Annotated in this window: 12 protein-coding genes; 6 read left to right on the top strand and 6 right to left on the bottom strand. The window is 71.4% G+C overall.

All coding sequences use genetic code 11. From position 1 onward, the window contains the following. Together ACFO0C_RS36890 and ACFO0C_RS36885 are read left to right on the top strand one after the other, a co-directional pair. The coding region (locus tag ACFO0C_RS36890) for a helix-turn-helix domain-containing protein (protein WP_378071416.1) at positions 1 to 573 on the top strand (573 nt) is incomplete at its 5' end. A gap of 80 nt (positions 574 to 653) precedes the next feature. Then, on the top strand, positions 654 to 2,123 hold the full coding sequence (locus tag ACFO0C_RS36885; protein WP_378071415.1) for a DHA2 family efflux MFS transporter permease subunit: 1,470 nt from the start codon (positions 654 to 656) through the stop codon (positions 2,121 to 2,123). A 33-nt stretch (positions 2,124 to 2,156) separates the two neighbouring features. Here the strand turns inward: ACFO0C_RS36885 and ACFO0C_RS36880 are convergent, their stop codons facing one another. Genes ACFO0C_RS36880 through ACFO0C_RS36870 form a run of 3 tightly spaced genes read right to left on the bottom strand, consistent with a single transcriptional unit; the run spans position 2,157 to position 4,373 of the window. After that, a complete protein-coding gene (locus ACFO0C_RS36880) occupies positions 2,157 to 2,597 on the bottom strand; it encodes a GNAT family N-acetyltransferase (protein ID WP_378071414.1) in 441 nt (146 codons plus the stop codon). 21 nt (positions 2,598 to 2,618) lie between these two features. Further along, entirely contained in the window at positions 2,619 to 3,179 is a 561-nt protein-coding gene (locus ACFO0C_RS36875; protein ID WP_378071413.1) for an HD domain-containing protein, read from the bottom strand. A gap of 6 nt (positions 3,180 to 3,185) precedes the next feature. Continuing rightward, positions 3,186 to 4,373: a cytochrome P450 gene (locus ACFO0C_RS36870; RefSeq protein ID WP_378071412.1), complete on the bottom strand. Its 1,188-nt coding sequence runs from the start codon at positions 4,371 to 4,373 to the stop codon at positions 3,186 to 3,188. Between the two features lie 299 nt (positions 4,374 to 4,672). Here ACFO0C_RS36870 and ACFO0C_RS36865 point away from each other — a divergent pair, with 299 nt between their 5' ends. The 4 genes from ACFO0C_RS36865 (at position 4,673) to ACFO0C_RS36850 (ending at position 10,155) form a co-directional block, all read left to right on the top strand. Continuing rightward, positions 4,673 to 6,061, top strand: a complete 1,389-nt coding sequence (locus tag ACFO0C_RS36865; RefSeq protein ID WP_378071411.1) for an MFS transporter — start codon at positions 4,673 to 4,675, stop codon at positions 6,059 to 6,061. Between the two features lie 48 nt (positions 6,062 to 6,109). Continuing rightward, positions 6,110 to 8,497, top strand: coding sequence for an SDR family NAD(P)-dependent oxidoreductase (locus ACFO0C_RS36860; protein WP_378071410.1), 2,388 nt, complete (start codon positions 6,110 to 6,112; stop codon positions 8,495 to 8,497). 90 nt (positions 8,498 to 8,587) lie between these two features. After that, the gene (locus ACFO0C_RS36855; protein WP_378071409.1) at positions 8,588 to 9,514 is read left to right on the top strand and encodes an AfsR/SARP family transcriptional regulator; all 927 of its coding nucleotides are present in this window, start codon (positions 8,588 to 8,590) and stop codon (positions 9,512 to 9,514) included. A 41-nt stretch (positions 9,515 to 9,555) separates the two neighbouring features. After that, positions 9,556 to 10,155 carry a hypothetical protein gene (locus ACFO0C_RS36850; RefSeq protein WP_378071408.1) on the top strand — a complete coding sequence of 200 codons (600 nt, stop codon included), beginning with the start codon at positions 9,556 to 9,558 and terminating at the stop codon, positions 10,153 to 10,155. An 83-nt stretch (positions 10,156 to 10,238) separates the two neighbouring features. Here the strand turns inward: ACFO0C_RS36850 and ACFO0C_RS36845 are convergent, their stop codons facing one another. The 3 genes from ACFO0C_RS36845 to ACFO0C_RS36835 form a co-directional block, all read right to left on the bottom strand. Continuing rightward, a complete protein-coding gene (locus tag ACFO0C_RS36845) occupies positions 10,239 to 11,153 on the bottom strand; it encodes a MurR/RpiR family transcriptional regulator (RefSeq protein ID WP_378071407.1) in 915 nt (304 codons plus the stop codon). A 186-nt stretch (positions 11,154 to 11,339) separates the two neighbouring features. After that, entirely contained in the window at positions 11,340 to 12,539 is a 1,200-nt protein-coding gene (locus ACFO0C_RS36840) for a cytochrome P450 (RefSeq protein ID WP_378071406.1), read from the bottom strand. Between the two features lie 46 nt (positions 12,540 to 12,585). Beyond that, a partial coding sequence (locus ACFO0C_RS36835; protein ID WP_378071405.1) for a hypothetical protein occupies positions 12,586 to 13,203 on the bottom strand: 618 nt, incomplete at its 5' end.

Below are 13,203 nucleotides of genomic sequence, written 5' to 3'. Positions count from 1 at the left end.
GAGGCGGGCCTGCCGCCCGGCGGGCTGTGGGTGCTGGTGGCCCGGCCCGGGTTCGACGAGCGGGAACTGCGCGAACAGCCGCCGGTGGTGTGCGCGATCGTCGACGACCTGTTCGTCGGCGTCCTGTCCCGGGCGCCGTCGGTCCGCCAGGCGACAGCCGGACTGGCCGGTCCGGCCGCCCCCGACAAGCTCGCCCCGGTGCAGCGGCTCGCGCTGGCCGCCCTGCTCACCGCCGAGTCGACCGGCCGGGCCGGGGTCACCCACATCGCCGACGTGGCCTGGCAGGCGGCGCTCACCGCCCGTACCGACCTGGCCGCCGCACTCCTCGACCGGCACCGGCCGGCGTGGGCCGGGCTCGGCCCGAACGCCGAACCGGTGGCCCACGCCGTCCTGGCCTGGCTGGAGGCCGACCGCGACGTCACCGTCGCCGGTGCGAGGCTCTTCGTGCACCCGAACACGGTCCGCAACCGGGTCCGCCGGTTCACCGAGGTGACCGGCATCGACCCGGCCGGCACGTTCGGCGCCGTCAACGCGTGGTGGCTGTGCCGCACCTGGCTGCGCGAGGCGACCTGAGTGATTCACCAGTCGGTAGGTCAGCCGGTCGGACCTGCCCGAACGGCCTGCCACCATCAGCCGTGTGCGAGGCTCGGCACGTGACTCTGCGATACCGGTCCGCGGCCGGGCGGTGGGTGCTGCTGGCCACCGTGCTCGGTTCCAGCCTCGCGTTCATCGACGCGACAGTCGTCAACATCGCCCTGTCCGAGATCGGGCGTGACCTGGACGCCGACTCGGCCGGCCTCCAGTGGACGGTCAACGGCTACGCCCTCAGTCTCGCCTCGCTGGTGCTGCTCGGTGGTTCGCTCAGCGACCGGTTCGGCCGGCGGCGGATCTTCCTCGGCGGGGTCGCCTGGTTCGCCGCCGCCTCCCTGCTGTGCGGGCTCGCGCCGACGATCGAACTGCTGGTCGCGGCCCGCATCCTGCAAGGCATCGGCGGGGCTCTGCTCACCCCCGGCGCGCTGGCGATCCTGGAGGCGTCGTTCACCCCGGAGGACCGGCCCAAAGCGATCGGCGCCTGGTCCGGGCTCGGCGGCATCGGCGGTGCGCTCGGGCCGTTCCTCGGCGGCTGGCTGGTGCAGAGTGGCAGCTGGCGGCTCATCTTCCTGATCAACGTGCCGGTGGCGGCGGTCGTGCTGTGGGTGGCCGGGCGGCATGTGCCGGAGTCCCGCAACCCGTCGGCGACCGGGTCGGTGGACGTCGCCGGGCTGCTCACCGGGGCGGCCGGCCTGGGCGGGCTCACCTACGGTTTCACGGCGTGGCCGCAGCACGGGCCCGGCGACCCGGCCGTGCTCGTGTCACTGGCCGTCGGCGTCGCCGCCATGGTCGCGTTCGTACTGGTCGAACGCCGCTCGTCTCATCCGATGCTGCCGTTGCGGATCTTCCGGTCGCGGGCGTTCAGCGGGGCCAATCTGGTGACGTTCCTGGTCTATGCGGCCAACGGCGGGGTGTTCCTGCTGGTCGTGGTCAACCTGCAGGTCGTCGCCGGGTTCACGCCGCTGGCCAGCGGGATGGCTTTGCTGCCGGTGACCGTGCTGATGCTGCTGCTGTCGGCCCGGGCCGGGGCTCTCGGGCAGCGGATCGGGCCGCGGATCCCGATGACGGCCGGGCCACTGGTCTGCGCGGCGGCCCTGGCCTGGCTGTCCCGGATCGGCACGGACGCCTCCTACACCGCCGACGTCCTGCCTCCGGTGATCCTTTTCGGTCTGGGGCTGTGCCTGCTGGTGGCGCCGCTGACGGCCACGGCTCTCGGGGCGCTCGACGACTCGTACGCCGGAATCGCCTCCGGGGTGAACAACGCGGTGGCGCGAGCCGCCAGCCTGCTCGCGGTGGCGGTGTTGCCGCTGGCCGCCGGAATCGGGGCGGGAAGTCTCACCGACCCGGTCGTCCTGGCGCCGGTCTACCACGACGCGATGCTGTTGTGCGCGGCGCTGATGACGGGTGGTGGGGTGCTGGCCTGGTTCCTGATCCCGGACCGGTTGACCGCCCACACGCCGGTGAAGACATTCTGCGACCCGTGCAGCCCGCCGGTCCATCCGGCCGACACCGATCGCTCGCCCACCGCCTGAGTCACCGCCTCCTACCGGGGGTGCGCTGTCCGGTCAGGTGCCCTGGAGAGGGAGTACGAAGCGGCGGGACGTCTCGCGGCTGTCGGTGAAGCCGAGACTCTCGTAGAACAGGTGCGCGGACTCCCGATGGTTGCTGCTGTTGACCTCGACGAACAGGCAGCCGGCGGATCTGGCCCGCTCGGTGGCGGCGACGATCAGCAGCCGGCCGACGCCTCGGCCGCGGACCGCCTCGTCGACGACCAGCGCGGCCAGCCGGCCGAACTTGCCGGTCACCTCCAACAGCGGGGTGATGTGCAGGGCGGCCATCCCGACCAGCGTGCCGTCGTCGTCGGCGCCGAGCAGCGCGCCCGCCCGGTCGCCCAGCCAGTAGTCGAGACGCTGGCGGACCTCCCGCTCGGTCGACGGGAAGCCGAGCTGGTCGAGCAGGACGGCGAGGCGGGCGGCGTCGCCGTGGTGGATCGGCCGGATGTGCATCTCACGACCATAAGGCTGTGATCAGCCGGACACGGTGCGGGGCCACCAGTCGTCCGGATCGGTGGCGCGGATCTCGGCGAGCAGGGTGCGGCCGGCGTCGGTCGTGACTGCGGCCGCGAGGTATTCCTCCCAGCGTTCGCGCAGTTCGGGGCGGTCGGCCAGGCTTTCCCGGACGTGCAGGACCGAGTCGAGGATGTCGGCGTCACGGGCCAGGCGCGCCTCCTCGGTGTCCTGGCCGAGCCATTCAGCGGCGCGGGTACGGATCAGGTCGCGGGCGGGGGCGGGCAGGGCGGCGGTCTGGTCGTCGATCACCTGGCGGAACGGTTTCGGCTCGTCGAGGTAGCGGCGGGTCAGGTGGTGCATGTCGCCGAGACGGGCCTCCGGCAGGTCGTGCAGCAGCGCCAGGGTGGCCGCCCGGTCCGGGTCGGCGCCGGTCATCGCGGCCAGTGTCATGGCGATCAGCGCGGTGCGGAACGAGTGGTCCGCGACCGACTCACGGTTCGCGATCCGGGCGAGAGCCCATCCGGTACGGGTGGTCCGCTTCAGCACGCCTGCCTCGTACAGGAAATCGGCGGTCGGCATCGGCGGTCAGCCCGTGGTGACGGGGAGTTCGGCGTAACCACGCAGGACCAGGCGGTCCCGTAGGCGGGGCTCGCCGGCCGGCGCGAGCCGCGGCAGCATGCCGAGCAGCAGCGGGAACGCGACCTGCGCCTCCAGCCGGGCCAGTGGCGCGCCGAGGCAGTAGTGGGCGCCGCCGCCGAACGACACCGGCTGGATGTTGGGCCGGTCCGGGTCGAAGCGGTGCGGGTCGGGGTAGCGCTCGGGGTCGTGGTTGGCCGAGCCGAGCAGCAGGTTGAGGTCGGCGCCGGCCTGCAGGTAGACGCCGTCGCCGAGGTCGAGGGGCTCCGACGCGTAGCGGGCGGCCATCTGCACCGGCGAGTCCCAGCGCAGGATCTCCTCGACGAAGGCGGGCGCCAGCTCCGGGTCGGCGCGCAGCCGGTCGGCCTGGGCGGGCTGGTCGAGCAGCAGTTTCAGGCCGGTGCCGAGCAGGTTGGTGGTGGTCTCGAAGCCGGCGACCAGCATCAGCACCAGGTTGGCGAGCAGTTCCGGACCGGTGAGCCCGGAGCCGGCGGCGGCGAGTTCGCTGGTCAGGTCCTCGCGGGGCTCCTTCTGTCGCTCGGCGATCAGGCCGATGAAGTAGTCCTCCAGCTCGCGGCCGGCGGCGTCGGCGCGGGCCATCTCGTCCTCGGTGCTGATCGGTTCGAGGACGACGGTGAGGTCGGCGGCCTGCTCCCGGAACCAGGTGCGGTCGGTGTCGGGGACGCCGAGCAGGGCGCAGATGACCGCGATCGGCAGGGGGTACGCGAACGCGCTGACGAAGTCGGCCCGCTCCGGCATCGCCTTGATCAGGTCGGCGGCCTGCTCGGCGATCATGTCGCGCATCGCGGCGACCCGGCGGGCCGTGAAAGTCCCGGCGGCGGCACGGCGGAGACGGGTGTGGTCGGGCGGGTTGGTCAGCAGCATCGACTGGACGACCGAGGCGACACCACGGTTCTCCCGCCAGTCGGGCCAGAAACTGTCGTAGACGGCGGCGTCGGCGACCCGGACGCTCGGGTCACGCAGCAGTCTGCTGGTCAGCGCGTGGGTGGTGACGAAGTAGCGGCCGTCGAGCGCGGAGAAGATCGGTGCGTGCTCCCGCAGTACGTCATAGGCGGGGTACGGATCCCGGCGCCCCTCGGGTGAGAACAGTGATCCCAGCGCGGTCTCGAAGTCCATTCCGCCACTGAACCACATGCCGTCCGCTCCCCCGTACGTACGCGGGCGGGTCTTCCTCCGGCCGGGTACGTGGGGCATGGTGGTGGTGGGTCACGCCCGGAACACGACCACGTCCCGGGCGTCACTGTCCGAGGAGGACACTCACCGTGTTGCTGGCGCGGGCCGGACTGCCGGTCGCCTCGCGGAGCACCGACCGGGTCACCCTGTCGTTCGGCGATCCGTTCCGGGCCGGGGACCCCCCGCGGTCCATCATCCCGTGTCCTCTAGCGAAACAGCGTTTCCCACCGTAGGGTGCCTGCATGGCGGTCACGGGTGAGTCCGAGCAGCAGATCAAACAGGTGACGGCCTACCGCGGGCGGCCGCCGGTGACCGTGCGGCGCGGGACCGGAGCGCCGTTCGGATGGTGGCCGGCCGTCTGCATCGCGCTCGTCGCCGCGATAGACCGGATCGAGTACAACCTGCTCGCCGGGGCGCTGCCGACGATCCAGGAGGAGTTCGGGTTCAGCGACAGCCAGGGCGGGGCGATCGCCACGGCCGGGGCCATCGCGGCGATCGTGCTCCTGCTGCCCGCCGGGCGTCTCGCCGACACCGGGAAACGCACGTGGACCGTGTCGGCGATCGTCGCGGTGTGGGCGCTGCTGACCGTCGGGACCGGGCTGGCAGGTACCTACGCGACCCTCTTCGCGGTACGGGTGCTGCTCGGGGCGGCCGGGCAGCTGTACAACCCGCCGGCGTCCAGCCTGCTCGGTGACCTCTATCCCGGGCCGGGGCGGGCGCGGGCCTACGGCTACGAGCGGATGGCGTACTTCGCGGGCCTGCCGATCGGGGTCATCGCCGGCGGGGCACTGGCACAGACGGTCGGCTGGCGTACCGGGTTCTTCCTCGTGGCGGTCCCCGGGGTGATCATCGCGCTGCTCATGCTGACGGTCCGCGAGCCGGTACGCGGCGTCGGGGACAGCCTGTCCCGCTGGTACAACGACACCACCGCGACCGTTGCCGCCGCCGACACGACCGCCACCGCCGACACCCCGGCCGTCGCCGCACCGGTGGTCCCGATGCGGGCTCAGCTGGTCACGCTGCTGCGGATCCGTACCCTCCGCTCGGTGATCATCGGGTTGAGCATCCTCTTCTTCGGGCTCGGTGGGCTGTTCTTCTGGATGCCGTCCTTCTACGCCCGCGAATTCGGCCTGCCGGAGGCGTCCGCGGCGGCCGTCGGCGGCGGCGCCGGACTGGTCGGGATCGTCGCCGGAATCCTGGCCGGGAGCTGGCTCGGCGACCGCGACCACTCCCGGCGGGTGGCCATCGGGGGCTGGTCACTCCTGTTCGGAACGGTGTTCCTGGCCGGGGCGGTCAGTGTGCCGGTCCTGGTACCGCAGGCCATCTGCTTCACCCTGGCCAACGTCGGCTTCGCCGGAGCGATCGCCAACCTGACCGCGGCCAACGCCGACGTGGTCGCCGCATCCCGGCGCGGGCTCGGCTTCGCGGTACTCCAGATGCTGGTCACCCTCGGCGGCGCCCTCGGCCCGTGGCTGATCGGGATCGCCTCCGACAGCACCGGCTCCCTGCGGCTGGCCTACACGGTGGTGCTGATCCCCCTGGTGATCGGCAGCCTGATCGTCCTGGGCGGGCAGCGAACGTACCCGGCCGACGCGGCCGCCGCCCTGGACGCCACCCCGAACAACCCGTAGGCCTCCCGACCATGCAGGGTCCCGGAGCCGGGCGACGGCGGAGGGGCGGTGGTGGGGGGCGTAGTGGATCACAATGTGCGGGTGGGGTACATCGGACGGTGGGTTCGGATCGGGGCGGGGATCACCGGGCGCGGGCCTCGGGAGCGGCGGCTTCGGGCGGCCGTGGCGGGGAAGACCGTTCTCGTCACCGGCGCCTCCGAAGGGATCGGGGAAGCCACGGCGCGGCGGCTGGCGGGGGCCGGGGCCACCGTACTTCTCGTGGCTCGCACCGTGGAACGACTCGAGCAGGTCCGGGCTGACATCGTGGCGGCGGGTGGGCGGGCGTTCGTACACCCGGCTGATCTCTCGTCTCCGGAAGCGGCGGCCGCGCTCGCGGCGGACCTGCTGGACCGGTATCGCCGGATCGATGTGATCGTGAGCAATGCGGGGCGTTCGATCCGGCGGTCGGTCGCTGACACCGCCGATCGGTTCCATGACATCCAGCGGACCGTTGCGCTGAACCATCTGGGGCCGGTTCAGCTGATGCTGGCGCTGCTTCCGGCGATGCGGGCGGCCGGTGGCGGGCACATCGTCAACGTCTCGACCGCGGGGCTCGCGTCCCGGACGCCCCACTGGTCGGCCTATCTGGCGTCGAAGGCGGCGTTCGACACGTGGCTGCGCTGTGCGGCGGTCGAGTTGCGGGCCGACCGGGTGACGGTGAGCACGGTCTATCTCAATCTGGTCCGGACCCGGATGAGCGCTCCTACGCCGCACTATCGGCGGGTTCCGGCCATGACTGCGGGTGAGGCCGCGGAGATCGTCTGCCGGTCGGTGGCCCATCGGACGTCGTGGTGGCCGTGGTGGGCGAAGATCGGGTCGGTTCTCCTGGCGATCATGCCGCGGATCGTGGAACGGGCACTCGCCGCGGGTATGTGGGCGATTGATGCCGTCGAGCCGGTTCGGGTGCTGGCGGCGACCGGGTTGTGGCGGCCTGAGCGGATTCTGCGGATCCTGGTCGCCGGTCGGCGGTACGGGCGGAGCCTGGCCACCGCGGTCGCCGCCGGGCCGGCTGACGGGATCGCGCTGATCGATGCGGACGGGCCGGTCCGCTACCGGGAGCTGTCCGCGCTGGCCGAACGGTGTGCGGGGAACGCGGCCGAGCGGCTCGGGGTGCGGGCCGGCGATCGGGTCGGGGTGGCCTGTGACGGGCATCGGGGGTTCGTGGCGGTGGCGGCGGGGCTGGCCCGGCTGGGTGCGGACGTGATCCTGCTGCCGCCGGATCTGCCCGCCGACCGGCTGAACGAGGTGTTACGGCGCGAACGAGCGACGGCGCTGATCACCGAACCGCTGACGGCGGGGACGGCGCCGCGTGATGAGCGGGTACGGGGAGACCGCCTTCGGCTGGGTGGGCCGGGAGTGGGCGTACCGCACATGGGTTGGCCGGAAATGATCGGCGAAAGCGCTCCGCCTGCCGGGAGGGTCCGGCGTGGCCGCGTGTTCGTGCTGACGTCCGGGACCACCGGTGTGCCGCGCAGTGTGTCGCGGCCGCTTCCGGTGAGCATGCTGCTCGGGCCGGTCACCACCCATCTGCGGATGACGCCGGTGCGGCGTGGCGAGCCGATCGTCGTGGCGACGCCGCCGCACCACGGATACGGTTTGACCTATCTGTCCGCCGGGCTGACCCTGGGCGCACCGGTCGTCCTGGTGCCCGGCGGCGATCCGCGGCGGATCCTCGACGCGGTCGCCGAGCATCGGGCCGGGCTGCTGTTCGCGCTGCCGATCCAGTTGCGACGGATCTGTGAGCTGCCGGAATTCCCGGATCTCGGCTCGCTGCGCGGCGTCGTCAGCGGCGCCGCACCGCTCACCGCCGACCTCTGCGAACGGCTGCGGGAACGCTTCGGGGAGCGGATCTTCAACATGTACGCGACGACCGAGGCCGGCTGGGCGGCGATGGCGACCCCGGCCGATCTGCGGGCCGCGCCGGGCACCGTCGGCCGTGCGCCACGCGGGGTCAAGATCAAGATCGTCGGATCAGACGGTACGGGTGAGCCGCCCGGCCGTATCGGTGAGATCCGGGTGCGCGGCTGGCAGCCCGACGGAGAGTGGCTCGGCACCGGGGACCTGGGACATCTCGATCCGGCCGGGCGGCTGTTCGTGGACGGGCGACTCGACGACATGATCGTCTCCGGTGGGGAGAACGTGTACCCGGGACCGGTCGCCGACGCCCTCACCCGGCATCCGGACGTGACCGACGTGCTGCTCGAAGCCGTCGACGACACCGAATTCGGTCAGCGTCTGCGCGCCACCGTCGAGGTCCGGGCCGGGAGCACGCTCACCGCCGCCGAACTCCGTGACTGGGCGAGCGGGCGGCTGTCCCGTGCCGAACGTCCGCGCGACATCAGCATCGTGGGCGCCCTGCGCCGTACCGCTACCGGGAAACCCGTCCGCGATCGGTGACCGTTCGGCGACAGCGCCTGTTCACCCGCCGGACCTGCGGCGCGACAGCCGTCGTTATGCTGCTGCTGCCGGGGAACTAGGGGGTTCCAGATGAACGACGGCTCGTCCGCCGGCGAGCTGCGCTTCGAGATGCTCGGGCCGATCCGCGCGTTCCGCGGCGCCGAAGCGGTGGACCTCGGACATCCGAAACAGCAGGCGGTGCTCGCTCTGCTGCTTCTGCACGCGCCGCGGCCGGTGCCGTTGCCGCAGATCGTCGCCGCCCTGTGGAACGGTGACCCGCCGTCCAACGGGGTCGACGTCGTGCAACGCTACATCGGCGCGCTGCGGCGGGCTCTCGATCCGGAGCGGAGCTCGCTGATCACCCTCACCGACGGCGGCTACGTCATCCGGGCGGGTGAAACCTCGGTCGATACCGGGGTGTTCCGGGCGACGCTGGCCCGGGCCCGGGCCGAGCACCAGACCGGGGCGATCGGGACCGCGACTGATGAGATCCGGACAGCGCTGGAGATGTGGCGGGACGAGCCACTGACCGGGCTCCGCGGGCCGGTGTTCGATTCGGCGCGGGCACGGCTCGAGTCGGAGCGGGCCGCGGCGTCGGCGCTGCTGGTCGAGCCGGCCGCTCCCGTGTCGCCCGCGACCCCGTCAGCCGCGCCGTCGTCCGTGCTGCCGCCTACCCTCATCGCCGGGCCGCCTACCGCTGTCAGCTCGCCGCCGGCGGCCAGTGCCCTTCCGCCGACGCTGATCGCCGGGCCCGCGACGATGGCCGACTCGGCGCTGCCGCCGACGCGTATCGCCGGGCCGCCCTCGGGTGGCGGCGCTCCTCCGCCCGCCGCTGGGCGGTCGCCCTCAGCGCCCGCCGCCGGGACGGCATCTGCCGCCGGGTCGCGATCTCCCGCCGGGAAGCCTCCGGCACCGGGCACTCCCCAACCCGAGCCGGATAAATCGGCATATCCCGAAGCGGTCGATCCCTGGGAGGGACATGATCTCTTTCCGCCGGACCCGCTGGCGATGAGCTGACCGTGGTTCCGGTGGTGGACACGGCGCGGTAGCTTCAATCCGTGACTGAGGCATACCCGAGCAGGGAGGACCGCATCGTCGCGGAGTTCGGCGACGGGTATGAGGTCGAGGGGATCGCGGCGCGTTACGGATTGACGGTCGAGCAGGTGTTCGCCGTGGTCGAGCGTGAGGTCGGGCCCGCGGGGCAGGCTCCGCCACCGGGTCACTACGCCCCGCCCGCACCGGGTCACTACGCCCCGCCCGCACCGGGTCACTACGCCCCGCCCGCGCCGGGTCACTACGCCCCGCCCGCGCCGGGTTACCAGGGCATTCCCGGCTATCCGGTGCCACCGGAATACCAGGGGCCGATCGATTACCGCCGACCGGCCGACCACCCAGGGCCAGGCTTTCAGACGCCGCCCGGCAGTTACCCACCGCAGCCTGATCCCGCGCCGTTGCCGCCGGGATACCCGGCGCCTGCACCTCCGCCGGCCTATTACGCACCGTCGTCGTATGAGGCGGCCGAGTCGGCGGTTCTCGAAGCCGTCGTCGCCGATTACGGCGACGGCCACGACGTCGCCATGATCGCCGGCAAGTACGGCATCACCGTCGAGCAGGTCTACCTCGTGGTCCAGCGAGTCCTCGGCAGCGACCGGCCCTGAGCCGAAACCGCCCGGCGACGAGCGGCGATCCATCTCGCGGCGCGATGACGACCCAAATCGCCGGAGAAATCCGGTCATGACCACTATCGGTCAGGGCTGGACCGGCGCTTCCGGCTGGGCGCCTTCTCGGGCAGCCGGTGCGCGTCGACGGCCCGGACCGTGAGCTTCAGTGCCTCAGCGGTGCGCTCGTAGGTCCGCTGCGCCACCGCCACATAGATCAGATCGAGCACCAGCAGCTGCGAGTGCAGCGCCGACAGCGCCGCCAACCGGAACGTCGTCTCCAGCACGCTGGTCGTGAACACGATGTCGGCGACCTCAGCCAGCGGCGACCGACCGAAACTGGTCACCGCCACGGTGAGCGCGCCATGATCGGCCGCCTCGGCAAGCGTTTCGATGACCTCACGGGTACGCCCGGAGTGCGACAGCCCGATCGCGACGTCCCCCGGCAGCAGCAGGGCCGCGTTGGTCAGCGCCGTGTGGCTGTCCTGCCGGTGCCAGACCGGCACGCGGATGCGCTCGAGCCGGAACGCCATCTCCCGTGCCGCCGTGCCGCTGCTGCCGAAGCCGAACAACTCGACCCGCTGCGCCCCGGCGATGGCGGCGGCGACCCGATCGACGGCGGCCACGTCCAGCCCGGCCGCGGTGCCCTGAATGGCCCGGGTGTCGGCGGCCGCGACCACACTCAGCACCTGGTCCAAGGGATCGTCGGGCGAGATGTCACCACTGATGTCGGTTTCCCAGCGTGCCTGTTCGGCGCGCCCCGTTTCGGTGGCCACGGCGACGCGCAGGCTCGCGTACCCCTTGAAGCCCAGCGTCCGCGCGAACCGGGTGACCGTCGCGGTGGACGTCCCGGACCGCTCGGCGAGATCGACGATGCTGGCGTGTGCCGACGTCTCCGGGTCGGCGAGGATCGCCTCGGCGATCCGCCGCAGCGCCTCCGGCATCTGCGGTCCCTCGATGCGCAGGCGCCCCAGCAGCCCGCCGCTCTCACCCGACATTGATGGTCACCCTTTTCATCCACCCGTTGACCCGATGAAAATTACGACTGTCCACGGCCGTCGTCAACCGAGTCCACCGGCGGCGGGTCCGGCGGCATGATGGCGGATCACGGCGGCGGGGTGCCGGGCCACCGGGAGCTCGGAGATCACCGCTGGAGTGTAGGGGCTCTCATGCGGCGGAGACTCTCACCGGGCCGGGCGGAACCGCAGCCGCAGCGAGGCCGGCGCGCGGGTGAACAGACCTCGCGGGTGGGCCGGCTCGGCGAGCTCGATGTCGTCCATGGCGTCGAGCAGGGCGTTCGCGGCGACCTCGACCTCGGTCTTGGCGAGCATGGCGCCGACGCAGAAGTGGCGCCCGAGAGCGAAACCGGTGTGGTTGGCGGCGGCCGTGTAGGCCTTGGCGAAGTCCAGATCCGGGCGGGAGACGTCGAAACGGTCCGGGTCGGCGTAGACGCGCGGGTCGCGGTTGGCGGCGGCGATCAGACAGACCACGGTGGCGCCGGCGGGCACCGTTCCGCCGGAGAGTTCCACGTCCGCGGCCGGTTGCCGCATGATCATTTGTACGGGCGGCGAGTGCCGCAACGTCTCGGCGAGAGCATGGCCGATCAGTGAACGGTCGGCACGCACCTTGGCCATCTGGTCGGGGTGGCGGACCAGATTGAGCATCATGCTGGCGAGCGCCTTGTCGGTCGTCTCGCCCCCGGCGAGCAGGAGCAGGCTGACGAACGACTTGATCTCGCGCTCTGTCATGCGCTCACCGTCGATCTCGGCGGTGCACAGCACGGACAGCAGATCGTCGCGCGGGTCGGCCCGGCACTCGGCGATACGCGGCAGCAGGTAGTCCGTGAGCTCGTCACGGGTCCGCAACCCGGCCGCGGCCACGGCGGGATCCTGGGTGAGGTTGGCCAGGAACGCCATCAGCGACGTGTACCAGCGGTGGAACAGCGCGTGGTCGGACTTGGGCAGCCCCAGCATGTCGACGATCACGTTGATCGGGTACCGGGTGGTGAACGCGTCGACCAGGTCGACCTCGCCGTCGTACCGGAACGCGTCGAGCAGTTCGGTGGTGTTGCGCCGCATCACCGGCACGAACCTGGCGGTCAGCTCACCACCCCGGAAGGCCGGGGTGACCAGGCGCCGGTGGACCGAGTGCTCCCGCCCGTCCATCTGGAGGATCGTGCGGCCGTGCACGGGTTCGAGCTGCCAGCTGTAGTTGTCGCTGGTGAAGACCGGATCCTTGAAGGCTCGTTCGACATCGGCGTAGCGACTGATCACGTACGCGTTCATGCCCTGATGGAAGGCCAGCGGCTCGGTCTCGCGCAGCGCCTCCCAGACTGCGGTGGGGTCGGCCAGGCACTCCGGGGAGAGGATGTCGGTGACGGTCATCAGTGTCCTTCCGGAAAGCGAACCGTCACCGCGCCGACGTCGATGATCAGTTGAGGACGATGCTCGCGGAGGTGGCCGTCGGCTTGACGACGAAGAGCCGCAGACACTTCCCGCCCTTGTCCATGACCTCCCAGACGTGCTTCCGATAAGTCAGCGACGTCTCGACACTGTCACCCGCCGCAATGGTCCGCTCCTGGGCACGCTTTCCGGCGAAATCGCGCCACGCCAGCTTGATCGGTTCCTCGGTGTCGTTGGTGATATCGAGCGGCACCTGCGTATTGTCACCCGATTGGGAGAGCAGCACCTTCGAACACGGAGCCGGAGTCAATCCGGTGTAGGAGAATCCGGTCGGCGCCGCCATGGCACTGCCCTGACCTGCCACGATGATCGCCACGACAATCCCGGCAGCAGTCGTCCCCGCCATTTTTCGAGCCTTCATGAGAATGCACCAACCTCGTTGCGCCGACGGTGATAACACCGTGAACATACAGTCGCGCGAGACGGCCGTGCTCGGCTTTCCCGAAGTGTAATGCCACCGATAACCGATGCCCGATGATTGATCGCCGGGAGGCGTGTCACCGCCGTTTCCGGTCCATTCTCGGAAGGATTCTGCGCACCCGACGCCGTCGACCAACCCGGCACATCCAGACACATGCCGGACTTG

It is taken from the genome of Actinoplanes subglobosus (assembly GCF_042650585.1).
Lineage (GTDB): Bacteria > Actinomycetota > Actinomycetes > Mycobacteriales > Micromonosporaceae > Actinoplanes > Actinoplanes subglobosus.
Note: the sequence above shows the minus strand (reverse complement) of the source record. Positions and strands in the feature narration are given on the sequence as shown.